This is a genomic window from Mycolicibacterium holsaticum DSM 44478 = JCM 12374 (assembly GCF_019645835.1).
Classification (GTDB): Bacteria; Actinomycetota; Actinomycetes; order Mycobacteriales; family Mycobacteriaceae; genus Mycobacterium; species Mycobacterium holsaticum.
The window spans coordinates 3,193,496-3,218,524 of sequence record NZ_CP080998.1 but is presented as its reverse complement, the minus strand read 5'-3'; the positions used below and the strand labels follow the sequence as shown (position 1 = coordinate 3,218,524).

27 protein-coding genes are annotated in these 25,029 nt (G+C 68.5%); 14 read left to right on the top strand and 13 right to left on the bottom strand.

Annotated features, from left to right (window positions below):
- Nucleotides 1–129 precede the first annotated feature (129 nt).
- A complete protein-coding gene (ppgK, locus tag K3U96_RS15545) occupies nt 130–939 on the bottom strand; it encodes a polyphosphate--glucose phosphotransferase (protein ID WP_220690293.1) in 810 nt (269 codons plus the stop codon).
- 122 nt (nt 940–1,061) lie between these two features.
- Between ppgK and K3U96_RS15540 the strand changes: the two genes are divergently transcribed.
- Nucleotides 1,062–1,901 carry an inositol monophosphatase family protein gene (locus K3U96_RS15540; protein WP_220690292.1) on the top strand — a complete coding sequence of 280 codons (840 nt, stop codon included), beginning with the start codon at nt 1,062–1,064 and terminating at the stop codon, nt 1,899–1,901.
- A 57-nt stretch (nt 1,902–1,958) separates the two neighbouring features.
- Here K3U96_RS15540 and cei read toward each other — a convergent pair whose 3' ends face one another.
- Nucleotides 1,959–2,618, bottom strand: a complete 660-nt coding sequence (cei, locus tag K3U96_RS15535; protein WP_069406644.1) for an envelope integrity protein Cei — start codon at nt 2,616–2,618, stop codon at nt 1,959–1,961.
- A gap of 163 nt (nt 2,619–2,781) precedes the next feature.
- Between cei and K3U96_RS15530 the strand changes: the two genes are divergently transcribed.
- Entirely contained in the window at nt 2,782–3,084 is a 303-nt protein-coding gene (locus K3U96_RS15530; protein WP_069406643.1) for a DUF4193 domain-containing protein, read from the top strand.
- A gap of 26 nt (nt 3,085–3,110) precedes the next feature.
- Here K3U96_RS15530 and K3U96_RS15525 read toward each other — a convergent pair whose 3' ends face one another.
- Nucleotides 3,111–3,593: a DUF3093 domain-containing protein gene (locus K3U96_RS15525; protein ID WP_220690291.1), complete on the bottom strand. Its 483-nt coding sequence runs from the start codon at nt 3,591–3,593 to the stop codon at nt 3,111–3,113.
- Between the two features lie 25 nt (nt 3,594–3,618).
- Between K3U96_RS15525 and dut the strand changes: the two genes are divergently transcribed.
- Both dut and K3U96_RS15515 read left to right on the top strand, forming a co-directional pair.
- Nucleotides 3,619–4,083, top strand: coding sequence for a dUTP diphosphatase (gene dut, locus K3U96_RS15520; RefSeq protein ID WP_220693540.1), 465 nt, complete (start codon nt 3,619–3,621; stop codon nt 4,081–4,083).
- Nucleotides 4,083–4,817, top strand: a complete 735-nt coding sequence (locus K3U96_RS15515; protein ID WP_069406640.1) for a DUF3710 domain-containing protein — start codon at nt 4,083–4,085, stop codon at nt 4,815–4,817. The genes dut and K3U96_RS15515 overlap by 1 nt, the downstream gene beginning before the upstream one ends.
- Here the strand turns inward: K3U96_RS15515 and K3U96_RS15510 are convergent.
- Nucleotides 4,814–5,563, bottom strand: a complete 750-nt coding sequence (locus K3U96_RS15510; RefSeq protein WP_220690290.1) for an alpha/beta fold hydrolase — start codon at nt 5,561–5,563, stop codon at nt 4,814–4,816. The genes K3U96_RS15515 and K3U96_RS15510 overlap by 4 nt on opposite strands.
- Before the next feature lie 134 nt (nt 5,564–5,697).
- Between K3U96_RS15510 and K3U96_RS15505 the strand changes: the two genes are divergently transcribed.
- Genes K3U96_RS15505 through K3U96_RS15495 form a run of 3 tightly spaced genes read left to right on the top strand, consistent with a single transcriptional unit; the run spans nt 5,698 to nt 8,235 of the window.
- Complete coding sequence (locus K3U96_RS15505; RefSeq protein WP_069406638.1) at nt 5,698–6,069, top strand: OB-fold nucleic acid binding domain-containing protein; 372 nt, start codon at nt 5,698–5,700, stop codon at nt 6,067–6,069.
- On the top strand, nt 6,066–6,770 hold the full coding sequence (locus K3U96_RS15500) for a DUF3159 domain-containing protein (RefSeq protein ID WP_220690289.1): 705 nt from the start codon (nt 6,066–6,068) through the stop codon (nt 6,768–6,770). Before K3U96_RS15505 ends, K3U96_RS15500 begins: the two co-directional genes overlap by 4 nt.
- Nucleotides 6,760–8,235: an MFS transporter gene (locus K3U96_RS15495; RefSeq protein ID WP_220690288.1), complete on the top strand. Its 1,476-nt coding sequence runs from the start codon at nt 6,760–6,762 to the stop codon at nt 8,233–8,235. The genes K3U96_RS15500 and K3U96_RS15495 overlap by 11 nt, the downstream gene beginning before the upstream one ends.
- 2 nt (nt 8,236–8,237) lie before the next feature.
- Here K3U96_RS15495 and K3U96_RS15490 read toward each other — a convergent pair whose 3' ends face one another.
- Nucleotides 8,238–8,903 (bottom strand): potassium channel family protein, encoded by a 666-nt coding sequence (locus tag K3U96_RS15490; RefSeq protein WP_069406636.1) that lies wholly within the window; start codon nt 8,901–8,903, stop codon nt 8,238–8,240.
- A 6-nt stretch (nt 8,904–8,909) separates the two neighbouring features.
- The gene (locus K3U96_RS15485) at nt 8,910–9,581 is read right to left on the bottom strand and encodes a potassium channel family protein (protein ID WP_220690287.1); all 672 of its coding nucleotides are present in this window, start codon (nt 9,579–9,581) and stop codon (nt 8,910–8,912) included.
- A gap of 78 nt (nt 9,582–9,659) precedes the next feature.
- Here K3U96_RS15485 and K3U96_RS15480 point away from each other — a divergent pair, with 78 nt between their 5' ends.
- From K3U96_RS15480 to K3U96_RS15460, 5 genes are all read left to right on the top strand, one after another.
- Nucleotides 9,660–11,666, top strand: a complete 2,007-nt coding sequence (locus tag K3U96_RS15480) for an APC family permease (RefSeq protein ID WP_220690286.1) — start codon at nt 9,660–9,662, stop codon at nt 11,664–11,666.
- The gene (locus K3U96_RS15475; RefSeq protein ID WP_220690285.1) at nt 11,663–12,880 is read left to right on the top strand and encodes a class I SAM-dependent RNA methyltransferase; all 1,218 of its coding nucleotides are present in this window, start codon (nt 11,663–11,665) and stop codon (nt 12,878–12,880) included. The genes K3U96_RS15480 and K3U96_RS15475 overlap by 4 nt, the downstream gene beginning before the upstream one ends.
- A gap of 512 nt (nt 12,881–13,392) precedes the next feature.
- Nucleotides 13,393–13,836, top strand: a complete 444-nt coding sequence (locus tag K3U96_RS15470; protein ID WP_220690284.1) for a hypothetical protein — start codon at nt 13,393–13,395, stop codon at nt 13,834–13,836.
- A 61-nt stretch (nt 13,837–13,897) separates the two neighbouring features.
- Nucleotides 13,898–14,431 (top strand): hypothetical protein, encoded by a 534-nt coding sequence (locus tag K3U96_RS15465; RefSeq protein WP_220690283.1) that lies wholly within the window; start codon nt 13,898–13,900, stop codon nt 14,429–14,431.
- A gap of 38 nt (nt 14,432–14,469) precedes the next feature.
- Nucleotides 14,470–14,946: an MSMEG_6728 family protein gene (locus K3U96_RS15460; protein ID WP_220690282.1), complete on the top strand. Its 477-nt coding sequence runs from the start codon at nt 14,470–14,472 to the stop codon at nt 14,944–14,946.
- Here K3U96_RS15460 and K3U96_RS15455 read toward each other — a convergent pair.
- Nucleotides 14,920–15,408 carry an Rv1443c family protein gene (locus tag K3U96_RS15455; protein ID WP_220690281.1) on the bottom strand — a complete coding sequence of 163 codons (489 nt, stop codon included), beginning with the start codon at nt 15,406–15,408 and terminating at the stop codon, nt 14,920–14,922. The two genes, K3U96_RS15460 and K3U96_RS15455, sit on opposite strands and share 27 nt — an antisense overlap.
- A 22-nt stretch (nt 15,409–15,430) precedes the next feature.
- Entirely contained in the window at nt 15,431–16,666 is a 1,236-nt protein-coding gene (locus tag K3U96_RS15450) for a polysaccharide pyruvyl transferase family protein (RefSeq protein WP_220690280.1), read from the bottom strand.
- A gap of 221 nt (nt 16,667–16,887) precedes the next feature.
- Between K3U96_RS15450 and nhaA the strand changes: the two genes are divergently transcribed.
- Both nhaA and dxs read left to right on the top strand, forming a co-directional pair.
- Entirely contained in the window at nt 16,888–18,216 is a 1,329-nt protein-coding gene (gene nhaA / locus K3U96_RS15445; RefSeq protein WP_220690279.1) for a Na+/H+ antiporter NhaA, read from the top strand.
- 28 nt (nt 18,217–18,244) lie between these two features.
- Nucleotides 18,245–20,161 carry a 1-deoxy-D-xylulose-5-phosphate synthase gene (dxs, locus tag K3U96_RS15440; protein WP_069404534.1) on the top strand — a complete coding sequence of 639 codons (1,917 nt, stop codon included), beginning with the start codon at nt 18,245–18,247 and terminating at the stop codon, nt 20,159–20,161.
- Between the two features lie 115 nt (nt 20,162–20,276).
- On the opposite strand, the gene K3U96_RS15435 is transcribed toward dxs, so the two are convergent.
- The 5 genes from K3U96_RS15435 to K3U96_RS15415 form a co-directional block, all read right to left on the bottom strand.
- Complete coding sequence (locus K3U96_RS15435; RefSeq protein ID WP_069404558.1) at nt 20,277–20,477, bottom strand: cold-shock protein; 201 nt, start codon at nt 20,475–20,477, stop codon at nt 20,277–20,279.
- Between the two features lie 207 nt (nt 20,478–20,684).
- The gene (locus tag K3U96_RS15430) at nt 20,685–21,941 is read right to left on the bottom strand and encodes an HRDC domain-containing protein (RefSeq protein ID WP_220693539.1); all 1,257 of its coding nucleotides are present in this window, start codon (nt 21,939–21,941) and stop codon (nt 20,685–20,687) included.
- 2 nt (nt 21,942–21,943) lie between these two features.
- Nucleotides 21,944–22,480 carry a DUF3000 domain-containing protein gene (locus K3U96_RS15425; RefSeq protein WP_230982526.1) on the bottom strand — a complete coding sequence of 179 codons (537 nt, stop codon included), beginning with the start codon at nt 22,478–22,480 and terminating at the stop codon, nt 21,944–21,946.
- Between the two features lie 189 nt (nt 22,481–22,669).
- Complete coding sequence (locus K3U96_RS15420; protein ID WP_220690278.1) at nt 22,670–23,335, bottom strand: fasciclin domain-containing protein; 666 nt, start codon at nt 23,333–23,335, stop codon at nt 22,670–22,672.
- 105 nt (nt 23,336–23,440) lie between these two features.
- Nucleotides 23,441–25,018, bottom strand: a complete 1,578-nt coding sequence (locus K3U96_RS15415) for a molybdopterin-dependent oxidoreductase (protein ID WP_220690277.1) — start codon at nt 25,016–25,018, stop codon at nt 23,441–23,443.
- Nucleotides 25,019–25,029: the final 11 nt, after the last annotated feature.

The window sequence follows — 25,029 nt, the reverse complement described above, 5'->3', positions numbered from 1 at the left end:
AAGAGCGTTGGCTGTCGAATATTGGCGGTTTGATGTCGCCGCTATCCGGTATGCGGCCGCCGACGACCATTGTAACGACAGTGTGCGAGGCAGCCGCCCTGAGCGGCAAATTCGCCCAGTCGGGCGCGCCTACTTGGCGGTAGCTGTGACGTCGACCTCAGCGGCCATCGCGGCGCCGACGATACCGGCGGTGTTCTGCAGCGCGGCCGCCACCACGGGGGTGCGGTTCGCCAGCAGCGGGATCCATTTGTCGGCCTTGCGGCTGATCCCGCCGCCGGCGATGAACAGGTCCGGCCAGATCGCGTTTTCGATCGCTACCAGCACTTTCGTCACCTCACGCGTCCAGCGCTCATAGCTCCAGCCCTTCTTTTCCTTCACCGAGGACGCGGCGCGGTGCTCGGCTTCTTTGCCGCCGACCTCGAGGTGGCCGAACTCGGTGTTGGGCAGTAGCACGCCGTTGTGGATCACCGCCGAACCGATGCCGGTGCCGAACGTGAGCAGCACGATCACCCCGCTGTTGTCGCGGCCTGCGCCGTACTTCTCCTCGGCGAGCCCCGCGGCGTCGGCGTCGTTGAGGACGGTGACGGGCTGTCCGTCCAGATGGGCGCTGATGACGTCGCGCACGTTGGCGCCCAGCCAGCCCTTGTCCACGTTGGCGGCGGTGTGCACGATGCCGTCGACCACGACGCCGGGGTAGGTGACGCCGAGCCGCTCGGTCCAGCCGAACTCGCGCACCACCGCGGCGATCGTCTCGGCGACCGCGTCGGGCGTCGCGGGCTGGGGCGTGGGCAGCTTGAACCGGTCACCGATCAGCGCGCCGGTGCCCAGGTCGACGATGCCGCCCTTGACGCCGCTTCCGCCGACGTCGACACCGAAGCCGCGACGTTGCGTACCGGCGCCCGTCGACGGGTCGACGGGCGGGAAGTCGGTGGCGGTCATTCACGCTCCTCTACGAGCCGGCAGGCGCCTGAGCTGTTGGTGCGTCCCACACCTTAGTGGGTGTGCGCGGCGGCGACGGGGGCTTCGACGGGCGTGGACAGACATTGTGCTGCGATGGGGAGGTGAGCGAAAACAACTCCGACCCCGTGCAGTTGCGCTCGGTCGCCGAACAACTGGCCAGCGAGGCGGCGACGTTCGTGCTGCGCCGTCGCGCCGAGGTGTTCGGCGCCGCCGCCGCGGACGACCCGTCGGCGGTACGGACCAAGAGCAGCCCGACCGATCCCGTGACCGTCGTGGACACCGAGACCGAACGGCTGCTGCGTGACCGGTTGGCGGTGCTGCGCCCGGGCGAACCGGTGCTCGGCGAGGAGGAGGGCGGATCGCCGGGCGCCGCCGAGGGGCAGCTCACCTGGGTGCTCGACCCCATCGACGGGACGGTGAACTTCGTCTACGGAATCGAGGCGTACGCGGTGTCGGTGGGCGTGCAGCGCGACGGGGTGTCGGTGGCCGGCGCGATCGCCGACGTGGCCAAGGGGGCGCTGTACTCGGCCGCCCTTGGCCACGGTGCGCGGCTGCAGCGGGCCGGTGTGACGACGCCGCTGCGGTGCAGCACCGCCACCGAGCTCTCAACGTCGTTGGTGGGGACGGGATTTGGCTACGACGTCGAACGGCGGCGACGGCAGGCCGAAGTCCTGACCAGGATCGTGCCCGCGGTGCGCGACGTGCGCCGCATCGGCTCGTGCGCGCTGGACCTGTGCATGGTGGCCGCCGGGCAGCTCGACGCCTACTACGAGGAGGGCGTGCAGCTGTGGGATTGGGCCGCAGGTGCGCTGATCGCCACCGAGGCGGGCGCGACGGTGCGGTTGCCCGCCGCCGACGGTGGCGCCGGAACGCCGGGACCGCTCGTGGCCAGCGCGCCCGCCATCGCCGACGCGCTCATCGACGCGTTGGGCCTCCCGTAGCGATTTCGGTGTACATGGTCACGCCAGACGTGACGATCTACACCGAAATCGCAGTGTTTAGCAGGCCGCGGTGTGGATCTTGGACAGCAGCGCGGAGTCGGCGGGCTGGGTGGCATCGGGGCGCAGGCTGGACAGCATCGCCTTGATGTCGTCGCCGCTGCTGAGCTCGGTGAACTCGGTGCCGAGCGCCAGATCGACGGTGTCGTCGGGGCGGTCGTCCTGGAACAACTCGGTGCACGGCGCCACCAACCAGACCGCGGCGGCCGCGGCGCGCCCGGTCGGACCGAACCGGATCTGGCCGTGGCACTCGAGCCGGGTACCGACGTATATCGAGTCGTTGGCCGCGGTGGGATCGGCGAACCCCAGATCGCGCAGGGCGCCGGCCACCTCGGCGGCCTGACCGCCCTGGCCGCTGGCGTTGAGGACCCGGATCTTGGTGTCGGCGAGCTTGGCCGGCGTCACGTCGGTCATCTCCGTGCGCGACACCTGCTCCCCGAGCGGCGGGGGCGGCGGCGCGTCGGGATCCGTCACGGCCGGTGGCGGGTTGCACACGGCGGCCTCGCGCACGTCGGCCGGCCGGTTCAGCGCGACGACCCACACGAACAGCGTCACCACCGCCAACGCGACGAACATCACGATGGCCGGCACGTAATGGCGTCGACGGAAGGGGCGACCATGCCTGTCGAACGCGGTGCCCTCGGTGATTTGCGCGACCACGGTTGCACTCTAGAGGCAGTGGTCTAGAGTCCCTCGGGCGGCGTCAACCAGTGTGTGACGTAAATCACAGTGGAACGTGTGTCATTACGGGCACGAATCATTTGGTGGATGCGTTCGACGCTGGTACAAAGCTCTGCTGCAAGGTTTATCGGAGGGGACGAGGATGGCTACGGATTACGACGCCCCACGGCGAACTGAGACCGACGATGTCTCAGAGGATTCACTCGAGGAACTGAAGGCGCGGCGCAACGAGGCCCAGTCTGCAGTCGTCGACGTCGACGAGTCAGAGTCCGCGGAATCCTTCGAGCTGCCAGGTGCCGACCTCTCCGGCGAGGAGCTGTCGGTGCGCGTGATTCCCAAGCAGGCCGACGAGTTCACCTGCTCCAGCTGCTTTCTTGTGCATCACCGCAGCCGACTGGCCAGCGAGAAGAACGGCGTAATGCTCTGCACCGACTGCGCGGCCTGACGGTGCCGTTTCGGTGGTCGGCGCCACTACTGCGGTCCGCGCAGCGCGGACAGGACACGATCCGGATGACGACAGCTCACCAGCCAGTACGGCGTGGGATCGTCGGGATCATCGAGAACCAGAAGAACCATGGGGCCCACCCACGCACGGTGCATGACGAAGGCCGCCGGGTCCAGTTGGCGGCCCAGCGCGGCGGATTTGGCGCTGCGCGGCACCTCGGCCGAACGGGAGACCACGCTCATCGGCAGGTGCGCCGCGCCCACCCACAATTCGGTGTCGTCGACGCTGCTGACCACGCGCACCTCGGTCCTGCCGAGCCACAGCAGCGCGACGGCGGCGACCGGCAGCAGCACCGCGAACGGCAGCCAGTTCGGCACACCGGTCACCCCCATGTTCACCTCGAACGCGATCAGCGCGGCCAGGCCCAGACCCGGCGGCCACCACCACCAAGGCACCCACAACCGTTCCCGATAGCGCACGGTTTGCGACGTGGCACGCGTGTCCGACACGCGGCCAAGAGTAATCTCTGACGTCGTGTCCACCACTCTGGCGGTCGTGCGTCTGGACCCTGATCTGCCGATGCCGCAGCGTGCCCATGACGGCGATGCCGGCGTCGACCTCTACAGTGCAGTCGATGTCGAACTGGCGCCCGGTCAGCGCGCACTCGTCGCGACCGGCATCGCGGTCGCCATCCCGCACGGGATGGTCGGCCTGGTCCACCCCCGGTCGGGTTTGGCTGCCCGCGTTGGGCTTTCGATCGTGAACAGTCCCGGTACCATTGACGCTGGCTACCGCGGTGAAATCAAGGTCGCGCTGATCAACCTCGACCCCCAGGCGCCGATCATCGTGCACCGTGGAGACCGGATCGCACAGTTGCTCGTGCAGCGCGTCGAACTGCCCGAGCTGGTGGAGGTGACGTCATTCGACGAGGCGGGCCTTGCTGACACTTCCCGTGGCGACGGTGGCCACGGTTCCTCCGGCGGACATGCGAGTTTGTGATGGCATTCGGTAAACGAGACAACGACGACGACACCTCCGAGGTCGCCGACACCGGCGACGAGCTCGAAGGCCCCTTCGACATCGACGACTTCGACGACCCATCGGTGGCCACGGTGGGCCGGCTGGATCTGGGCTCGGTGCTGATCCCGCTGCCCGAGGCGGGCCAGGTGCAGGTGGAGGTCAGCCAACAGGGCGTGCCCAGCGCGGTCTGGGTCGTCACACCCAACGGCCGGTTCACCATCGCCGCCTACGCGGCGCCCAAATCGACAGGGCTGTGGCGTGAGATCGCCAGCGAACTGGCCGACTCGCTGCGCAAGGACGTGCCCTCGGTCAGCATCCAGGACGGCCCGTGGGGTCGCGAGGTCGTCGGCGTCGCAGCCGGGGATCCCGCCCAGGCCGGCGTGGTGCGGTTCATCGGCGTCGACGGCTACCGCTGGATGATCCGCTGCGTGGTCAACGGCACCCAGCAGAGCGTTGACGCGCTCGCCGAAGAGGCGCGAAATGCCTTGGCGGACACCGTAGTTCGACGCGGAGATACCCCGATGCCGGTACGTACCCCGCTAACCGTCGAACTGCCTGAGCCGATGGCCGAGCAACTGCGCCTGGCCGCCGAGCAGGCCGCCGCCCAGCAGGCGCAGCAGAGCGGTGAACAGCCGCCGCTGGCCGAGCCGTCCGCGCGGCGCAGCGTGCAGGGCTCGGCCATGCAACAGCTGCGCACCATCACCGGCGGTTAGCGATTTCGGTGTACTTCGTCACGCTCACCGTGACCAACTACACCGAAATCGCAGGCGCGTAGCGCCGCCACACACGCCGCGCCCAACACCGCCGGGTCGACGCCCATCTCGTCGAGCGTGATCGTGCGCAGCGCGGTCCGCGGCGCCGCCGCGACCCACTGACGTGCGACGTCGACGGGATGGACCGGGTCGTCAGTGGCCCCGGCGACCCCCATCGGGACGGCCAGCCGCGCCAACTCCTCGCAGGTCGGCGCGACGTAACCGGCGGCTTCCTCCATCGCATCGGGCAGCGACGGCCATTGCCCGGCCCACGAGCGGGCCAGTTCGTCGGCCAGCCACCGCGGGCTCGACGCCCGCATCGTCGCGGTGGCCGCGTCCAGACCCTGTGCGCGCAGCAACTGCGCGGAATGGCGCGCAGCCATCGCGGCGGGCGCCGTTTCCGGGGAGCCCGTCCACGCCGGCAGCGCCGCGAGCACCGCGACCGTGCGAGCCGGATGCTGCAACGCCCACGCGGTGGCGACCGCAGCCCCGATCGACACCCCGCCGACGGCGATCACACCCTCCCGGGCGGCGTCGTCCAGCGCATCGAGATAGCCCGCGACGAGACGATCGGGTTGCGGCGCAGGCGTAACCATCACCGCGCCGGCGTCCTCAAGCGCGGCCGAGAAGGCCCGGTGAACGTAGTCGTCGTCGGATCCGGTACCGGGCAGCAGAACCGCGGTGACCCCGCGCAGAATGACGTCCATCACATGATCGTGCCCTGCCGCGAAGTTGCCCGGCGTGGCGAGTCGACCCCGCGTGGCATATCGGAACCAACAGGTCTACGGTGGCGTTGATTGGGGTAGATCTACGGTAGATCTGCATTAAGTCAGGAGACGCCATGGCTACGGCCGAGGGGTATCTTCGCCGGCTCACCCGGCGGTTGACGGAGGACCCGGAGCAACTCGATGTCGAAGAGCTCAGCGACGAAGCCGCCGGCACCGGCGCGCAGAAGGCGATCGACTGCGAGCGGGGTCAAGAAGTGACGATGGTCGGCACGCTGCGCAGCGTGGAGTGCAACGGCAAGAGCAGTGCCGCCGGGGTCAAGGCCGAACTGTTCGACGGCACAGACTCGGTGATGCTGGTCTGGCTGGGCCAGCGCCGCATCCCGGGCATCGAATCGGGCCGCACCCTGCGGGTGCACGGGCGCGTCGGCAAGCTCGACAACGGATCGAAGGCCATCTACAACCCGCACTACGAGATTCAGAAGTGAGCGAGCCCGGAACCGTACCGGGTGAACCGAGCAACAAGGCCAACGCCATCCTCGCCCAGGTCGGCGGGATCAGCGGGCTGATCTACTCCTCGTTACCCGTTCTGGCGTTCGTTCCGGTGTCCTCACTGTTCGGGCTGACGGCCGCGATCGTCTCGGCGCTCGGGGTGGCCGCGCTGATCCTCATCTGGCGGTTGGCGCGCCGCGAGACCGCGCAGCCGGCCATCTCCGGGTTCTTCGGTGTCGGTATCTGCGCGTTGATCGCCTATGTGATGGGGGAGTCGAAGGGCTACTTCCTGCTGGGCATCTGGACATCGCTGGTGTGGTCGTCGGTGTTCGCGCTGTCGGTGCTCGTGCGCAGGCCCGTGGTCGGCGTCGTCTGGGCCTGGGTCAGCGGACATGACCGCGGCTGGCGCGACGTGCGCAAGGCGGTGCGGGTGTTCGACGCCGCGACGCTGGTCTGGGTGCTCGTGTTCGCCTCGCGGTTCGTCGTACAACACCACCTCTACGACGCCGACCAGACCGGCTGGCTCGGCGCCGCACGCATCGCGATGGGCTGGCCGCTGACCGCCATCGCCGCGTTGGTCACCTACCTGGCGATCCGCGCGGCGCAGCGCGCCATCCGCGCCAGCGAGGCCGCGTCAGCTGCGCCCGACGCCGCTCGCACCGAGCGTGACGGCGTGGCCCAACCGGATGCCTACTGAGGCCGATGGTCGACGTCGGCCCCGCGCCGACAACACCGACCGGTCGCTGATCGCGGTCGCCGTACTCGCCTCGTTCGTCGCGTTCCTGGACGGTTCGGTCGTCAACCTCGCGCTGCCGGCGATCAGCCGGGAGTTCGGCGCCGGGCTGGCGCTTCAGCAGTGGGTGGTCGACGGCTACCTGCTCACCCTCGGCGCGCTGATCCTGGTCGCCGGGGCCGTGTCCGATCAATTCGGCCGGCTGGCCGTGCTGCGCACCGGCCTGGTCGTGTTCGCGGTGTCATCGGTGCTGTGCGCGTTCGCGCCCACCGGCTGGGTGCTGATCGCCGCGCGCTGCCTGCAGGGCGTCGGCGCGGCGTTTCTGGTGCCCAGCTCGCTGGCGATGATCAACGCCCGGTTCTCCGGCGCCGACCAAGCCCGCGCGATCGGCACCTGGACCGCCTGGACCGGAACGGCTTTCGTGATCGGACCGCTGCTGGGCGGCGTGCTCGTCGACGCGCTGAGCTGGCGGTGGATCTTCGGGGTGAACATCGTGCCGCTGGCGGTCACGCTGTATCTGACGACGAAGCTGTCCGGCGACCGGTCCGCCGCGCCGAGCGGCCACGCGGGCTGGCGACAGGTCGACGTCGTCGGGGCGGTATTGAACGCCGCCGGGCTCAGCGGCGTGGTGTACGCGCTGATCGAGGGCCAGCGCCTGGGCTTCTCGCATCCGGCGGTGGTGGTGAGCCTGGTGGCCGGGCTGGCCTGCCTCGGCGCGTTCCCGTGGTGGGAGCGCACGACCCCGCAGCCGATGATGCCGCTGCAGATCTTTCGCGCCCGCAACTTCGCCGTCGGAAACCTGGCCACCGTGTTCCTCTACGCCGGGGTGTCGCTGGGCTTGCTGATCGTCGCGCTGTTCCTGCAGGAGACCGCGGGGCTGACCGCGACGCAGGCGGGGCTGGCCACCCTGCCGGTCCCGGTGCTGTCGTTTCTGCTGGCCCCTCGCTTCGGCGCGCTGGCGGGCAGGTACGGCCCGCGGCTTTTCATGGCGGTCGGCCCGATGGTCGCGGCGCTCGGTTATGTGCTGATGGCCACGACGCGCGAACCGTTCGACCTGTGGACACAGATGCTGCCCGGCCTGGTGGTGTTCGGGCTCGGGCTGACGATCACGGTGTCGCCGCTGACCGCGGCAGTGCTGGCCGCGGTGCAACGCGCTCAGAGCGGAATCGGGTCGGCGATCAACAACGCGATCTCCCGCATCGCGGGCCTGATCGCGATTGCGTTCACCGGTGTGATCGTCGGCAGCACAATCGATTTCGACGGGTTCCGGCGCGGTGCACTGGTCACCGCCGGCCTGTTCGCGCTCGCAGGCGCGGTGTCGGCGCTGGGCATCCGCAACGCATTGGGCGACGTCAGCCAGGTCGAGGCCGGCGCCCTGGCGCGCTGTTCGGACCGGGCCACCCCGCCACCGGCGCGCGTCGTGCGCTGAGCTCAGCGCGGCGCGGGATGCAGCAGTAACGCCTTCAGGTCGTCCTCGGCCTCGGCGACCGCCACGAACAACAGCTCGTCGCCGCCCTCCAACGGCTCGTCGCCCTCGGGGACGATCACCCGGGGGCCGCGCAGGATCGTCACCAGCGCGCAGTCGCGGGGCAGTTCGAGGCGCTTGACCGGTTTTCCGCCCCACGGGGTGTCGTCGGGCAGGGTGATCTCGACGAGGTTGGCCTGACCCTTGCGGAACTCCATCAGCCGCACCAGGTCACCGACCGCGACGGCCTCTTCCACCAGCGAGGCCAGCATGCGCGGCGTGGACACCGCGACGTCGACGCCCCAACTCTCGTCGAACAGCCATTCGTTGCGGGGATCGTTGACCCGGGCCACCACCCGGGGCACCGTGAACTCCGTCTTGGCCAGCAGGCTGACCACGACGTTGGCCTTGTCGTCACCGGTGGCCGCGATCACCACGTCGAACTCCTCGAGCTTGATCGCCTCCAGCAGGGTGAGCTCGCAGGCGTCGCCGAGCCGCCACTGGGCGGCCGGGATCGCGTCGACATCGATGTGGTCGGGGTTGCGTTCGAGCAGGGTGACGTTGTGGCTTTCGACGAGCTCGCGGGCGATGGAGCGGCCGACGGCACCGGCACCGGCGATGGCGACTTTCATGGCTCTCTAACCCTCGATGTCCTCGCTGGGCGGCAACGCCGCGATCGCCAGCGCTTCGGCGATATGCCCGGCGACGGCGGCCATGAACACCTGATCGCCGGCCTGGATGACGGTCTTGGTGTCGGGCAACACGCCCGCGCCGAACCGGATCAGAAACGCCACCCGCCCACCGGTGGCGGCCTCCAGATCGGTCATCCGCCGACCCACCCAATCCTCGTGCAGGGCCAACTCCGTCACGCCGACGTTGCCGGTGGGGTCGCGCCATTTCGCGGTCTCGGTTTCGCGGGTGAGCACGTTGAGCAGCCGGTCGGTGGTCCACGGCACGGTCGCCACCGTCGGGATGCCCAGCCGTTCGTACACCGCGGCGCGTTTGGCGTCGTAGATGCGGGCGACCACCCGCTCGACGCGAAACGTTTCACGCGCCACCCGCGCCGAGATGATGTTGGAGTTGTCGCCCGAGGACACCGCGGCGAACGCACCGGCCTCCTCGATACCGGCCCGCAGCAGCACGTCGCGGTCGAAGCCCATGCCGAGCACCCGTTCCCCGGGGAACTCGGGGGACAGCCGGTGAAACGCGGTGCTGTCGCGGTCGATCACCGCCACGTCGTGGCCGATTCTGGCCAGGCTGTCTGACAGCGAAGCCCCCACCCGGCCGCAGCCCATCACCACTACCCGCAACTGTCGGTCCTTCCTGTTCCAACCCGCGCAGTCGGAACGCTACCGCTTCCCGACGGTTATCGGACTTCAGGCTTAGTGTTGGCACTCGTGTCCAAGCTTTCGACCGTCGCACGGCGGTTGGTTCTCGGCAGACCGTTCCGCAGCGACCGGATCTCGCACACCTTGTTGCCGAAGCGGATCGCCCTTCCGGTGTTCGCCTCGGATGCGTTGTCGTCGGTGGCTTACGCACCTGAGGAGATCTTCCTCGTCCTCTCGGTCGCCGGCCTTTCCGCGTATTCGATGACGCCGTGGATCGGGCTGGCCGTCGCGGTGGTCATGCTGGTCGTCATCGCCAGCTACCGGCAGAACGTGCACGCCTACCCGTCGGGTGGCGGCGACTACGAGGTGGTCACCACGAACCTGGGCCCCACCGCGGGGCTCACGGTGGCCAGCGCGTTGCTGGTGGACTACGTGCTGACCGTCGCGGTGTCGATGTCCTCGGCGATGTCGAACATCGGGTCGGCCGTTCCGTTCATCAACCACCACAAGGTGCTGTTCGCGGTGATCGCGATCCTGCTGCTGGCCGCGATGAACCTGCGCGGCATCCGCGAGTCGGGCACCGCGTTCGCCATCCCGACCTACGCCTTCATGATCGGCATGTACATCATGCTCGGCTGGGGATTGTTCCAGGTCTACATCCTGGGCACCCCGCTGCGGGCCGAGTCGGCCGACTTCGAGATGCACGCCGAGGACGGCGGTGTGCTCGGCTTCGCGCTGGTCTTTCTGGTCGCCCGGGCCTTCTCGTCCGGAAGCGCGGCCCTGACCGGTGTCGAGGCGATCAGCAACGGCGTGCCGGCCTTCCAGAAGCCCAAGTCACGCAATGCGGCCACCACGCTGACGATGTTGGGTCTGATCGCGGTGTCGCTGTTCATGGGGATGATCATGCTGGCCAAGGCGACCGGTGTGCAGATCGCCGAGCGCCCGCACGAACAACTGGTCGGCGCACCGCCGGACTACCAGCAGAAGACGCTCGTCGCCCAGTTGGCCGACACGGTGTTCCACGGCTTCCCGGTCGGGTCGTTCCTCATCGCGGGCGTCACGGCGCTGATCCTGGTGCTGGCGGCCAACACCGCCTTCAACGGGTTTCCGGTGCTGGGATCGATTCTCGCGCAGGATCGTTTCCTGCCGCGCCAGCTGCACACCCGCGGGGACCGGCTGGCGTTCTCCAACGGCATCCTGTTTTTGGCGTTCGCGGCGATCGCGTTCGTGGTGGCGTTTCAGGCGCAGGTCACCGCGCTCATCCAGCTCTACATCGTCGGGGTGTTCGTATCGTTCACGCTCAGCCAGATCGGCATGGTGCGGCACTGGACCCGGCTGCTGCGCAGCGAAACCGACGCCGCGCTGCGCAGTCGGATGATGCGGTCGCGGGTGATCAACACGATCGGCTTCGTATGCACGGCCACCGTGCTGATCATCGTCGTGGTGTCCAAGTTCGTGGCCGGGGCCTGGATCGCCATTCTGGCGATGGCCATCTTGTTCGGGATCATGAAGCTCATCCACCGGCACTATGACGCGGTGGCCCGCGAACTCGAGGAGCAGGCGGCCGAAGACGAGGGCGACATGGTGCTGCCCAGCCGCAATCACGCGATCGTGCTGGTGTCGAAGCTGCATCTGCCGACCATGCGCGCGTTGGCCTACGCCCGAGCCACCCGCCCCGACGTTCTGGAGGCGATCACCGTCAGCGTCGACGACGCCGAGACGCGCGCCCTGGTGCACAAGTGGGAGGACAGCGACATCAGCGTTCCGCTGAAGGTGATCGCGTCGCCGTACCGGGAGATCACCCGGCCCGTCCTCGATTACGTCAAGCGGGTGTCCAAGGAGTCACCGCGTACGGTCGTCACCGTGTTCATTCCGGAGTACGTCGTGGGGCACTGGTGGGAGCAGGTGTTGCACAACCAGAGTGCGCTGCGGCTCAAGGGCAGGCTGCTGTTCGAGCCGAACGTGATGGTGACATCGGTGCCGTGGCAGCTGAGTTCGTCGGAGCGGCTCAAAACCCTGCAGCGGCAGTCCGCGCCGGGTGACGCGCGCAGGGGATTTTTGGAGTGAGCGAACCGATCGACGCGGCCCGCGACGACCTCACCGTCACCACCGGGCCCGCGGCCAACGGCGGCAGCTGCGTGGCCCGCCACGACGGCCGCGTCGTGTTCGTACGGCACGCGCTGCCCGGGGAGACCGTGCGGGTGCGTGTGGTCGCTGACCGCGGGAAGTACTGGCACGCAGACGTTGTCGAGGTAATCGAACCGTCGCCGGACCGGGTCGACTCGCTGTGCCCGATCGCCGGGGTCGACAGCGCAGGATGCTGCGATATGGCGTTCGCCGCGCCCGAGGCGCTGCGCCGGCTGAAGGGCTTCGTCGTCGCCAACCAACTGGCCCGCCTCGGTGGCTACCGGTGGATCGAGGAGGACCAGGCCACTGCCGAGCCGGTGGGCGGTGCCGGGGCCACGGGCTGGCGCACCAGGGTGCGGCTGCACACCTCCGCCGAGGGCCGCCTGGGCTTTCACCGCTACCACAGTTCGCAGGTCATCACCGAACTCGGTTGTGCGCAACTGCCGGTCGGCATGCTCGACGGGTTGAACGACCGCAGCTGGCCGGCCGGCTCCCACGTGCACGTCGCGCTCGACGACGACGGGCACCGGCACGTCGTGCAGTCCGCGCCGCGTGCGGCGCGCAGGGGCGCGACCCAGGTGATCGAGGGCGACTACGAGGCCGTGCAGCGCGTCGGGCAGCGGACCTGGCGGGTGCCGGTCACCGCGTTCTGGCAGGCCCATCGGGGTGCGGCGCAGACCTACAGCGAGCTGGTGGCGCAGGCCGCGCAGCTGAAGCCGGGGATGACCGGGTGGGACTTGTACGGCGGGGCAGGAATTTTCGCCGCCGTGCTCGCCGAGGGGGTCGGCGACACCGGGAGGGTCGTCACGGTCGACACGTCGCGATCATCGTCGCGTGCGGCGCGGGCCGCGCTGGCCGACATGGGTTGGGTGTCGGTGGTCACCGATTCGGTGCGCCGCGCGCTGGCGGCCCAGCGGCAGCGTGCCGACGTCGCGGTGCTCGACCCGCCCCGGTCGGGCGCGGGCCGCGAGGTGATCGACTTGTTAGCCGAGGCCGAGGTGCCCCGGGTGATCCACATCGGTTGCGAGGCGGCCGCGTTCGCGCGCGACGTCGGACTTTACCGGGGCCACGGTTACACGGTGGAGCAGGTGCGCGTCTTCGACTCGTTTCCGCTGACCCACCACGTCGAAAGCGTCGCGGTTCTGGTCCGCTGAGCCACGCCAAGATCGCCGCCCGCACAGTGGATCTCGGTTCGCTCCGGACCGCGTCGACGCCCGAATTACTAGACTGGCTTTTATTTTTTTCTCGGGTATGGTCGAGGCCGGTGATGGTTGCCACTGTGAAAAGGAGCAACGATGGCTAAACAAACTGCTAAAAAGCCCGGAAAGACAATCAAAGAGCGGCGCGCGGAAAAACGAGCGAAGGCCGAAGCGACCGAGGAATTCCTGCCCAAGCGCAAGCCGGGTCGGGCCTGACTAGTCTGAACTGCAGAAACTATCGGCTCTGAAGGTAATTTCAGGGCCGATTTTACTGTGTAGGCGCCTTTCCTTGGTGCCGGACTAACGCAAGCCGACTACACAAAGCAGGCATTTGAGCGTAGAAATTGTCGCTCGCACAGTTACCCGCGAATAAATTGCGCTTTACGACGCCGTTGCGTGGAAACTCGCCGTTACGGGAGATGGATCAACTAACGACACGAAAGAAGGGACGTACAGAAGTGAACGCCGTGACTGGGCGCACCGGCCAGCCGAGCGAAGCGGCGGCATCCAGCGAGCAGAGCGAACTGGATGTGCTCGAAAAGGCACTGGTCAAGGCCTGCGCCGACGTGGCGAACGCGTCGACGGCAGGCGAACGCGGCGCGGCGTATCGCAAGGGGCGCACCGCGGCACTTCGATTCGCACGCATTTGTGTTCTAGATCAAATGGCAAGCGCAGCCATGGATTTCACGAACGTATCGGACAACGGCGACGGTCGGTCAGAACGCGACAGGAACAGGACGCTCGCCGCGCTCGGCACGATCTCGCAGAGGTTGTCCGAGGCGCTGCGCGCGCACCCAGAAGACGATGTCGCAGCGGGGTACCGCGACGGTATCCGCGCTGCGCTCGAACTCACCGAAGAGCAGGAGCGCGCTGTGCGACGGGACGTCCGTTGCGCAACGCTCACGGGATAGCCGCCCAGTTGCGGCACAGCGGTGCTCGAGTCAGCACACATGATGAGAATGGGAGTCTCAGTTGGCAGTCCGGGAGATCGGCACGTCGCCGATTGTTTTCGGTCGGGCGACGGAGCTTTACGAGTCCATGGCCGCGGAGCTCCGCCGCCATGGCGTCATTGATGACGAGAGTGGTGAATCGGGTACCGGCACGTCGATCATCGTCGTGCTCGACGACGGGCTGATCGTGTCGGTCGTCGGCGACGGCGCGCTCAGCGAGGTCAGGCGGCAGGACAGAGCGAGCGAGACGCAGATCCGCGAGGCGGTGACCGACACCGCGATCGCCACGGGAGCCCAGCGCCTGCTGGTGGTCTGCGATGTGCGGCACACCCCCGACGACAAGCACGCGCGCGCCATCGATTGGCTGCGGGATTTGACGCACCGCATCGGCTACGAGTGTTCGATGAACGGGCTGCACGACCTGGCCGCATCGATCGCGGTGGTGCGCTCTGACGCCGAGGCCCTCCGCACCGCTCATGCAGTTGTGAACTGGCACAAGGGTATTCGGCGCGCCGGTGGGTGGTTTCCGAAACGGTACGCCGGCACCTCTTCCTGAGGACGTTTCGGCAGGCGCTACGCCGGGTACCTTCCGGCGTGCAGACATTCCTGCCGTACTCCGGATTCGAGGCTTCGGCGCGGGTGCTCGACCGACGCCGCCTCGGCAAGCAGCGGGTCGAGACCATCCAGATCCTGCGGGCGCTGACCGTGCCGGGCTACGGCTGGCGCCATCATCCCGCCGCCGCGATGTGGGCGGGATACGAGGAGGCGCTGGTCCGCTACGGGCTCGACGTGTGCGCGGTGTGGTGCCAAACCGGTGCCGCCGACACCTGCGCGGCGACGCTGGTCACCGATCTGGCGAAGGGCGCCGGCCTGACCGTGGTACGGCAGCAGGAGCAGTTGGCCGCCGCCGACGAACTGCCACCCTGGTTGGGCGACGCGGCATTTCATCGCAGCCACCAGTCCTCGCTGATGCGTAAGGACCCCGACCACTACCGGCCGCACTTCGGCGACGTGCCCGACGATCTGCCATACGTGTGGCCGAAGTCAGACCGGGAGCGACGGATCCGCTGACCCGCCCGCGAAGTGCCGCGCCAACCGACGATGGCGATGGCCGAACAGCGCGTTGACACCGGCCGCGATCACCGGTGCCAGCGGGCGCAGCGGTGCCCGGAGCTCGAACGTGAGGCGGTCGTGCACAACGGTTTTGGCCTCACCGGCCGGTTCGAGGGTGCGCTCGTGGCGCCACATCCGCATGCTCAGCATCGTCGAAGCCTCGGAAAACCCACGGCCCGGCCACAACTCGGCAATCATCAGCTTGTCGTAGTCGAACGGGATCACGCCGAACAACCGCAGCCAACAGCGGCCGATGGGCTCACCGACCGGAACGGTTTCGACGGTCAACGATTTCGCGCCCCGCGGCATCGACATGGTCATCCACGGCCGCAGTTCGTCGTTGATGCCCTCGGGGGTGACGATGCGGGCCCAGACCTGTTCCACTGGCGCGTCCACGGTGCTTCGCCGTTCGACGATCACGGCGCCGCCCCAGCGCGCAAGCTCACAACCTTCTCATCATGCGCAGCGCGCCGACCGCCCGCCGAATCGATGACGGCGCAGGCGGATAGATGTCTGCGGCGAGGGCTGACTTCTGCCGGTGCAGCGCGCTCACCGTCTGCGGTGAGAAGCCACCGTCCTGCACGGGCGCCGTCGGCAACTCGGGCGAGTCGGCCAATTGCCAGCGCGAACCGGCGTCGAGCAGGGACTGATGTTTGATGGGGTAGTAGTCCGTTCGCCCCGCGAGGGCCAACCCGCTGGCCCCGGCTGCGGCGGCCAGCAGATGGAAGTGAAAGCGGGTGCTGACCCACGTCTGACCCGTCCGGGCCGGCAGGCCGTTGCGCCACACCTCGGTAAACGGCACGAACACCGCATCGGTGAGCAGGTGGGCCACCCGGTCGAACACGATCCGATCCGCGCCCGGGATGCCCTCGACAACGGCGACGTCTCGACCCTGGATATCCCATCGCTGGATCACCTCGGCGATCGCCGCGATCAACCCGTCGAGTCCGCGCCCGCCAGCGAAGTCCTCGACGAGATCGGACTGCAGGCAGAACAGGAATCGGCGTGCGGCCGCCGCTGATTCGCTGTCGTACACCCCGTCGTCGGTGATTCCGAGCCAGGCGTCGTCGCCGCTGAACGATCCGCCTCCGCCGGCCCCGGCGATCGCCTGATACGACGGCAGATCTCGCACGTCGAACAGGCTGAACCGCGCCTGCAGGTCCCGTAACAGGCCGAGCCGCGACGGATCTCCGATCGGCAGCAGACCCTGACCGGTGGCGACCGCACGGCCCCCCGAGCGGTCCACCGCCGCGAGGGCCGCGGCCAACAACGCCATGTGGTGCGACCACACCGCGTTGATGTATCCGCCGCCCACCAGGTGCACGGTGTCCGCACGGGCCAGCAGTTCGATCCCCGAGACGATCGTCGGCATCCGGCCGGGGTCGTGGATGGCTTGTTCGGCGACGACGGCCGCTTCGGACGGCCGGAGATGGGCGGTCTGAAAACACACCCGCCAGACCGTGTCGACGAACGTCAACCGGGGATGGCAGCCGCGCAGCAGCACCGCCGCTTGACCCGGGGTGTGACAGTCGACGACGACGTCGGCGTCGGGCCGCGCCAACGCGAGATGGCGCAGCCATGCGCGCAGGATGAACTCGTCGCCGTAGTTCGGATTTCCGCTGGGGGCGACGAGATAGACGATCTCGCGCTCAGCGCTTCTGCTCAATGCTGCGGTCATGTCGGCGGGCCCGTCATGTGCCTGCCGTGTCTTGCGCGGCCAGAAGCCCCCGCCGGCGGGAAACAACGCGTGACATCGGCCACGGCGGCAGCATAGATCAGCTTTCGTCCGGTATGCCGCGGCGTTACCGAAGCGATGCCATGCCATAGGTTGGAGGCCAGGGTGTGCCGGGAAGTCTGGTCGGCGACAATTGACCGACCCTGAAACCGATTGGGCGCACCGTGACCAACAACTCCTTCCGCGGCCCCGGCGGCGGCGCGCTCTTCTCACGCGGTTCCTGGTCGGAGGCCAGCCGGATCGCGTCGATTCTGCGGAAAGAGACCGTCGGCGGCGCCATCCTGCTGGTGGCCGCGGCCGTGGCGCTGCTGTGGGCGAACTCCCCGTGGTCGGCGAGTTACTTCGCGCTGCGGGATCTCGAGATCGGCGGCGAACCGTTCGGCCTGCACTTGAGCCTCACACTCGGCACGTGGGCCGCCGACGGGTTGCTGGCGCTATTCTTCTTCGTGGTCGGATTGGAGCTCAAACGCGAGTTCGTGGCCGGCGATCTGCGTGACCCCGCCCGCGCGGCGCTGCCGATCGCCGCCGCCGTCGGCGGCATGGTGGTGCCGGCGTTGATCTTCGTCGCGGTGACCGCGCACGTGGGCGGCGGCGCGACCAGGGGCTGGGCCATCCCGACCGCCACCGACATCGCGTTCGCCGTCGCGGTGCTGGCGGTGATCTCCACGCACCTGCCGTCGGCGCTGCGCACGTTCCTGCTCACCCTCGCGGTCGTCGACGATCTGCTCGCGGTGTCGGTGATCGCCGTTTTCTACACCGAAAGCATCAACTGGCCGGCGCTGCTGGCCGCGCTGGTACCGCTGGCGCTTTTCGCGGTGTGCGCGCAGCGCCGAATCCGATCGTGGTGGCTGCTGATCCCGCTGGCGCTGGCGACCTGGGCGTTGATGCACGAATCGGGCATCCACGCCACGGTGGCCGGGGTGCTGCTCGGCTTCACGGTGCCGGTGGCCCGCTCCGCTGCAGCCGGCGGGCCGCAGGCCGGCCCCGGTCTGGCCGAGCACTTCGAACACCGGCTGCGGCCGCTGTCGGCCGGCTTCGCCGTTCCGGTGTTCGCCTTCTTTGCCGCCGGGGTGCACATCGGGGGGGTCGAGGGCTTCACCCGGGCGCTGGGGGATCCCGTCACGCTGGGCATCGTGTTGGGTCTGGTGGTCGGCAAACCCGTCGGCATCTTCCTGACGACGCGGGTGCTGGCCGCGGTCACGCGCGCCAATCTCGACGACGCGATCCGCTGGATCGACGTGGTGGGCATCGCCATGCTGGCCGGGATCGGGTTCACCGTTTCGCTGCTGATCGGGGACCTTGCCTACGGTCTGGGATCAGAACGTGACGAATTCGTGAAGATCGGGGTGCTGACCGGTTCGGTGTGTGCGGCGGTGCTGGCGGCGGTGCTGCTACGGCTGCGAAACCGCCGATACCGCACCATTTACGAACAGGAAACCGCCGACGCCGACCGCGACGGTGTGCCCGATGTCTACCAGGCTCGACAGGACTGACACCGAAGTCACTGCGTACACTGACGGAATGCTTGAACAGATCCGCGGTCCCGCCGATCTGCAGCACCTGACGCAGGCGCAACTGGGCGATCTAGCGCAGGAGATCCGCGATTTCCTGATCCACAAGGTGGCTGCAACCGGCGGACATCTCGGCCCCAACCTCGGCGTGGTGGAACTCACCCTCGCCCTGCACCGGGTGTTCGATTCGCCGCACGACCCCATCGTCTTCGACACCGGGCATCAGTCCTACGTGCACAAGATGCTGACCGGCCGCAGCCACGATTTCGAAAGCCTGCGCAAGAAGGGCGGGTTGTCGGGCTATCCCTCCCGCGCGGAAAGCGAGCACGACTGGGTCGAGTCCAGCCATGCCAGCGCGGCGCTGTCCTACGCCGATGGCTTGGCCAAGGCGTTCGAGCTCTCCGGCTACCGCAATCGGCGTGTCGTGGCCGTGGTGGGGGACGGTGCGCTGACCGGCGGCATGTGCTGGGAGGCGCTGAACAACATCGCCGCGGCCCAGCGCCCCATCGTGATCGTCGTCAACGACAACGGCCGCAGCTACGCGCCGACCATCGGCGGCTTCGCCGAACACCTGGCCCGGCTGCGCCTGCAACCCGGCTACGAGAAGGTGCTCGAGGAGGGCCGCAAGGCCGTCCGGCGGGTGCCGATCATCGGCGAGCTGTGCTACCAGGGCATGCACAGCATCAAGGCGGGCATCAAGGACGCGCTCTCGCCGCAGGAGATGTTCACCGACCTGGGCCTGAAATACGTCGGCCCGATCGACGGCCACGACGAACAGGCGGTGGAGGGTGCGCTGCGCAGCGCGCGGGGTTTCCGGGCCCCGGTGATCGTGCACGTCGTCACCCGCAAAGGCATGGGCTATGCGCCCGCCGAGAACGACGAGGCCGACCAGATGCACGCCTGCGGTGTCATCGACCCCGAGACGGGGCTGGCGACGTCGGTGTCCGGGCCCGGCTGGACGTCGACGTTCTCCGAAGCGCTGATCGGCTATGCCAGCCGGCGCCGCGACATCGTGGCGATCACCGCCGCCATGCCAGGACCCACCGGGCTGACCCCGTTCCGGCAGCGCTTCCCCGACCGGTTCTTCGACGTCGGCATCGCCGAACAGCACGCGATGACGTCGGCCGCGGGCCTGGCGATGGGCGGCATGCACCCGGTGGTCGCGATCTATTCGACGTTCCTGAACCGGGCGTTCGACCAGGTCATGATGGACGTGGCGCTGCACAAGCTGCCGGTGACGATCGTGCTGGACCGGTCCGGGGTCACCGGAGCCGACGGCGCCAGCCACAACGGCATGTGGGACCTGTCGATGCTGGGCATCGTGCCCGGCATCCGGGTGGCCGCGCCGCGCGACGGCACCCGGCTGCGCGAAGAGCTGGGCGAGGCGCTCGACATCGACGACGGCCCCACCGCCATCCGCTTCCCCAAAGGTGATGTGGGCGAGGACATTCCGGCGCTCAAGCGACGTGACGGCGTGGATATCCTGGCCGTGCCCGCCGACGGGCTGACTGAGGATGTGCTGCTGGTGGCCGTGGGTCCGTTCGCGGCGATGGCGCTCACGGTCGCCGAACTGCTTCGCAACCAGGGCATCGGCGTGACGGTGGTGGACCCGCGCTGGGTGCTGCCGGTGCCGGAGGTGGTGTCCGAGTTGGCGAAAACGCACAAGCTGGTGGTCACCGTCGAGGACAACGGGGTGCGGGGCGGAATCGGTTCGGCGGTCTCGGCGGCGCTGCGTCACGCCGAGGTCGACGTGCCCTGCCGCGACGTCGGCTTACCGCAGGAGTTCTTCGCGCAGGCCTCCCGCGGCGAGGTGCTCGCCGATGTCGGCCTGACCGACCGCAACATCGCCAGGCAGATCACCGGTTGGGTGGCCGCCCACGAGGCCGCCGTGGCCGAGCGCGAAGGCGAAGTCAGCGAGCACGGCTAGGCGCGGCTGAGGCCACCCCACTGGAAGGCCCCTGAAAAGGGCCACTGAAAAAGCCGTACCCGCGGATACGCGGATACGGCTTTCTCGTTCGGGCGATGACTACGTCAGATCGCGGTCAGATCGCGCGAACCTTGCTGGCCTGTGGGCCCTTGTTGCCCTGGGTGACCTCGAACTCCACCTGCTGGTTCTCCTCGAGGCTGCGGAAGCCGCCGCCGTCGATCTCCGAGTAATGGACGAAAACATCGGGGCCGTCAGCCTGCGCGATGAAGCCGAAGCCTTTTTCGGCGTTGAACCATTTCACAGTTCCCTGTGTCATTTTTTCTCCTTGTCAGGATTCAAGACCGCACCGTGCGGTCGGTGGCCGATTGACCAGACGGCTCCTGCAAGAAAAAGAGACGCCCGCGCCAACGTTCTGCGCGAGCGTGTATGAAACACGAACACTTAAAACTTCGACCTTGATCAGTCAACCACACAATGGCGCGTCTTGTTCCACGCCCATCGCGCCGACCGCCAAAACCCCAGGTCAAGGGGTGGCGGTCAACGCCTCGGCCAACGCGGGGACGACCAGATGGCGCTGCCAGGGCCGCGCCTGCGCGTCGCGCAGGAACGCGTCGATGACGGCCGCGGTGTCCTCCGGGTTCTCGGGCGGCTGCCAGTCCCAGCACAGCCGGCGCACCACCTCCGGGGTGAGCAGGTTCTCGGAAGGCACCCTCAACTGTTGCGACAGTTCGCTCAGCCGGGCGCGCACCGCCACCAACCGGGCCGCCGCCTCGGGTTTGCGTCGAGACCACCGTGATGCCGGCGGCGGGCCGTTCGACGATTCGTGCGGGTCCGGTGGCTCGCTGGTGGCGCGCGCGCGGGCCAGCGCGTCCAGCCAGACCTGAGCGCTTCGGCGCTGCCGCGACCCGCCGAATATCGGTAAGGCGGTGAGCTTTTCGACGGTGTCGGGATCGGTGGTAGCGGCGTTGATGATCGCCGAGTCCGGCAGGATGCGCCCGGGCGCGATGTCGCGGCGCTGGGCGATGTGGTCGCGGGTGATCCACAGCTCGCGCACGGCGGCCAGCGCGCGCGGGTCACGCACCTTGTGGATGCCCGACGTGCGCCGCCACCGGTCTCGCCGCGTGGGTGACGCCTCGTATTTGCGTAGGTGCTCGAATTCCTCTGCCGCCCAATCGCTTTTGTGCTGTTCGTCGAGCACCGCGGCGATGGCGTTTCGCAGGTCGACCAGCACCTCGACATCCAGCGCCGCATAGTTGAGCCACTCGGGCGGCAGCGGGCGCTTGGACCAGTCGGCTGCGCCGTGCCCCTTCGTCAGATGCAGGTGCAGCAGGCGCTCTACCATCGCCGCGAGGTTCACCTTGTCGAACCCGGCCAGGCGCCCCGCCAACTCCGTGTCGTACAGGGCTGGGGGCCGCATGCCGATCTCGGCCAGGCACGGCAGGTCCTGATCCGCGGCGTGCAACACCCACTCGTCGGTGCCGAGCACCTCGGCGACCGGCGCGAGGGTGGCCACCGGGTCGGCGCCGTGGTTGACCGGGTCGATGAGCACGGTTCCCGCCCCGGCGCGACGGATCTGCACCAGATAGGCGCGGTTGGAATAACGAAAGCCCGACGCCCGCTCGGCGTCCACCGCGAACGGTCCGGTGCCCGAATCTAAAAGCTCTGCTGCCCTTGCGATTTCGCTTCGGCTGCTGGCCAACTCCGGTACACCCTCACGCGGCGCCAGCAGCGGTGTGGCGTCGGGCTCCTGCTCGGAGTCGGTGTCTTGCGGCTCGGTCATCGTCACGCGCGAGTGCGTGAGTTCAGGTCGGTCACCCCCGCCGGAGGTAGGCCGGCGGCGTGCTCGAGCACCTCACAGAACGCCTCGACGTGCGGCCGCAGATCCAACGTGGTGGCGGTCCACGACGCGCGTAGCTCGAGTTGATGGGCGCGCGGCGGCCCGGAGATGTCGCCGTACCGCACCGACGTGGTCGCGGTGACGGTGCCGCCCAGCGCGGTGACGTGTTCCTCGCGCGCCGACAACGCATCGAGCAGCCAACTCCACGCCACCTCGGGCAGCAACGGGTCCACGGCCTCGCTGGGGTCCAGGTCGGCCTGGATGTAGGCGACCAACCGCATGGTGCCGTCCCAGGCGTCGGCGCCCTCGGGATCGTGCAGCAGGATCAGCCGACCGAACGCGTCGCCCTCCGACCGCTCGGGCACGATGGCCGTCTCGGGATGGCGGACCTCCGCGCCCAGCGCATAGCTGAACGGCGCCAGCCGTTGTGGCGGGCGGATCGGGCCGAGCTCGATTTCCGAGCGCACGGTGGTGGCATTCATCGCCGCCACCGCTTCGCGGAACTGGGCCGGTTCGGCGGTGGTCACTTTCTTGACGCTAGCCCATTGCGCCAGGTCTGTGCGCAGGCGCGCCGATCTTGACCGGCGAGGCCGGCGCGATACCCGCACACGCCGCGGTGCGGCGGCCTGAACACGCTGGTCAGCAGGCCGCCGCACCGTTACAGCGAGGGGTCAGTTCGTACTCATCGGCGGCATCAGCACCGTGTCGATCATGTAGACCTGCGCGTTCGCGGTGTCGACTCCACCGCAGACCACGCCGGCGTCGTTGACCCGTAGGTCGTCGCCGGATCCGGTCACGGTCAGCTCGGCGCCCTGCACGGTGGCGTGGGTGCCGACCACCTTGTCAGGTGTGGCCTGGCCGGGCACCACGTGGTAGGTCAGGATGCTCGTCAGCAGGTTGGCGTCGGTCTTGAGCGTCTCCACCGTTTCGGGCGGCAGCTTGGCAAAGGCCGCGTCGGTGGGGGCGAAGACGGTGAACTCGGCGCCGTTGAGCGTGTCGACCAGGTTCACGTCGGGGTTGAGTTGCCCGGATACGGCCTGCGTCAGCGTCTTGAGCATCGGGTTGTTGGACGCCGCGACGGTCACCGGGTCCATGGCCATGCCCTCGACCGAACCCGGACCGGTGGGCACCTCTTGCGCATAGGCGGCGCAGTCAGGGCCGACCAGGTTGGCGGCCGGCGTGGCCTGCACGGTGGTGGCAACCGACGTCGCTCGGTCGGGGCTGGCCGGCGAGGCCGTCTGCGAGGCGGTGCTGTTGTCCGAGCACCCTGACAGCGCCAGGACGGCGGCCACCGACAAACCCGCGATGGCGACGGTGCCGTAGTGAACATTGCGCATGGCATTTACTCCCTTGTGTATGACGGCCTGACGGTCGTCGCTGAACTCGATCGATAGGAATTCGGAGCGGATCGGTCTTCGGATGGGATTCGCCGCCAAGTGAATTCAGATGACGGTGAAGACGACCGAGTGCCAGCCGGTGGAACCGTCAGGTGTCGGCCCGGGTGTGATGACACCGAGGCGCGCTTGGGCCTGCAGATTTCCCTGGGTGTCGACCGCGCGGCATGACGCCGCGTGCTGGCCGGGCGGCAGGGCCCTGGTGAGCCGGAACATCCGCCATGTGTTCGGACTGACCGCGGGGGCCAGCTCGGCAGGCTCCCAATCGCCGTCGTCGAAGCGCACTTCGACCCGCTTGATCCCGCGGCCCTGCGCCCACGCCGTTCCGGCTACGGTGACGTCCGCGCCGGACACCTTCTGGAACGCGCCGGGTGCGTCGACGCGCGACGAGATCTTGATCGGTGCGAGGCCGGGAGGTTCGCCGTCCCAACCGCGTTTGACCCAGTACGGCTTGACGTCGTAGGTCGCCAATTCGAGCTCGGTGACCCATTTGGTCGCCGAAACGTAGCCGTACAGCCCGGGAACGACGGTGCGCATCGGGAAGCCGTGCTCGGGCAGCAGCGGCTCGCGGTTCATCCCGATCGCCAGCATCGCGCCGTCGGCGTCCCGGATTGCCTGCACCGGTGTGCCGACGGTGAAACCGTCGACCGAATGACCGACCATCTGCGTGGCGCCGGGCTGCACGCCGGCCCGGTCGAGCAGCGTGATCAACGGCACCCCAACGAAGTTCGCCGTCGAGACGTAGGGTCCACCAACCGGATTGGACACGCACGTCATCGTGATCGTCTTTTCGATCAGCGGCATGTTTCGAATCTCGTCGAAAGTGAACGCCATCGGCCGGTCGACCAGCCCGGTGATGCGTAACACGGCGTCCTCGGCACGCAGCCGCGGCACGGTCAGATTGATGTCGATGCGGTAGAAGTCGGCGATGGGTGTCAGAAAGCGCGGCGTGCCCAACTCGGGAAATGCCGCGCCGGGCGGAATCGGCGGGGCGGGCACAGTTGGCACCAGCGCGCCGATCGCCCGGCGCGACGCCTCGACGTCGTTGCGCCCGGCAAGCGTGAACCCGCCAAGCGCGGCGATCGCGGTGCCCGTCGTCGCGCCCAGCGCGCCGACGAGAAATCGGCGCCGCTGAAACGGTCGGCGGAGGGCAGAGCCGGGGTCGACGGGCTCGACGGGCTCGGATGATTGCGCGCACGCCAGCAGCCACCACAACACCGCAACACCGGCGAGCACCGCCGCGCCGGGGGCAAACAGCCCGACCCGCCGACTGGACTGTTCGTACACCGCGGCGACGCCCACCGCGCCGACCAGGCCGACCGCGGCCACGCCGAACAACGGCGCCCGGCGCGAGATCAGCCCGATCACAGCGCCCACCAGAACCAGCACGACCGCCATCCCGATCAGCAGCGCGGCCTTATCGTTCGTGCCGAACGTCTCGATCGCGAACTCCTTGACCGGCGCGGGTGTGCGATCGATCGCGGCGTTGCCGACGGCAAGAAACGGCGAGGCGTCCGAAATCCGCAGCAGACCGGCCACCAGGTGGCCGACCGACAGCGCAGCCGCGACAGCCAAGGCGCCGCTGGTGGTGCCCGCAACGACACCCAGACGCGAAAGCTTCCTCATGTCGGGTATTC

Coding starts and splice junctions, on each gene's coding strand:
- ppgK (WP_220690293.1), bottom strand. CDS start 939: ATGACCGCCACCGACTTCCCGCCCGTCGACCCGTCGACGGGCGCCGGT.
- K3U96_RS15530 (WP_069406643.1), top strand. CDS start 2,782: ATGGCTACGGATTACGACGCCCCACGGCGAACTGAGACCGACGATGTC.
- K3U96_RS15515 (WP_069406640.1), top strand. CDS start 4,083: ATGGCATTCGGTAAACGAGACAACGACGACGACACCTCCGAGGTCGCC.
- K3U96_RS15510 (WP_220690290.1), bottom strand. CDS start 5,563: ATGGACGTCATTCTGCGCGGGGTCACCGCGGTTCTGCTGCCCGGTACC.
- K3U96_RS15505 (WP_069406638.1), top strand. CDS start 5,698: ATGGCTACGGCCGAGGGGTATCTTCGCCGGCTCACCCGGCGGTTGACG.
- K3U96_RS15495 (WP_220690288.1), top strand. CDS start 6,760: ATGCCTACTGAGGCCGATGGTCGACGTCGGCCCCGCGCCGACAACACC.
- K3U96_RS15490 (WP_069406636.1), bottom strand. CDS start 8,903: ATGAAAGTCGCCATCGCCGGTGCCGGTGCCGTCGGCCGCTCCATCGCC.
- K3U96_RS15450 (WP_220690280.1), bottom strand. CDS start 16,666: ATGACCGCAGCATTGAGCAGAAGCGCTGAGCGCGAGATCGTCTATCTC.
- dxs (WP_069404534.1), top strand. CDS start 18,245: ATGCTTGAACAGATCCGCGGTCCCGCCGATCTGCAGCACCTGACGCAG.
- K3U96_RS15435 (WP_069404558.1), bottom strand. CDS start 20,477: ATGACACAGGGAACTGTGAAATGGTTCAACGCCGAAAAAGGCTTCGGC.
- K3U96_RS15430 (WP_220693539.1), bottom strand. CDS start 21,941: ATGACCGAGCCGCAAGACACCGACTCCGAGCAGGAGCCCGACGCCACA.
- K3U96_RS15425 (WP_230982526.1), bottom strand. CDS start 22,480: ATGAATGCCACCACCGTGCGCTCGGAAATCGAGCTCGGCCCGATCCGC.
- K3U96_RS15420 (WP_220690278.1), bottom strand. CDS start 23,335: ATGCGCAATGTTCACTACGGCACCGTCGCCATCGCGGGTTTGTCGGTG.
- K3U96_RS15415 (WP_220690277.1), bottom strand. CDS start 25,018: ATGAGGAAGCTTTCGCGTCTGGGTGTCGTTGCGGGCACCACCAGCGGC.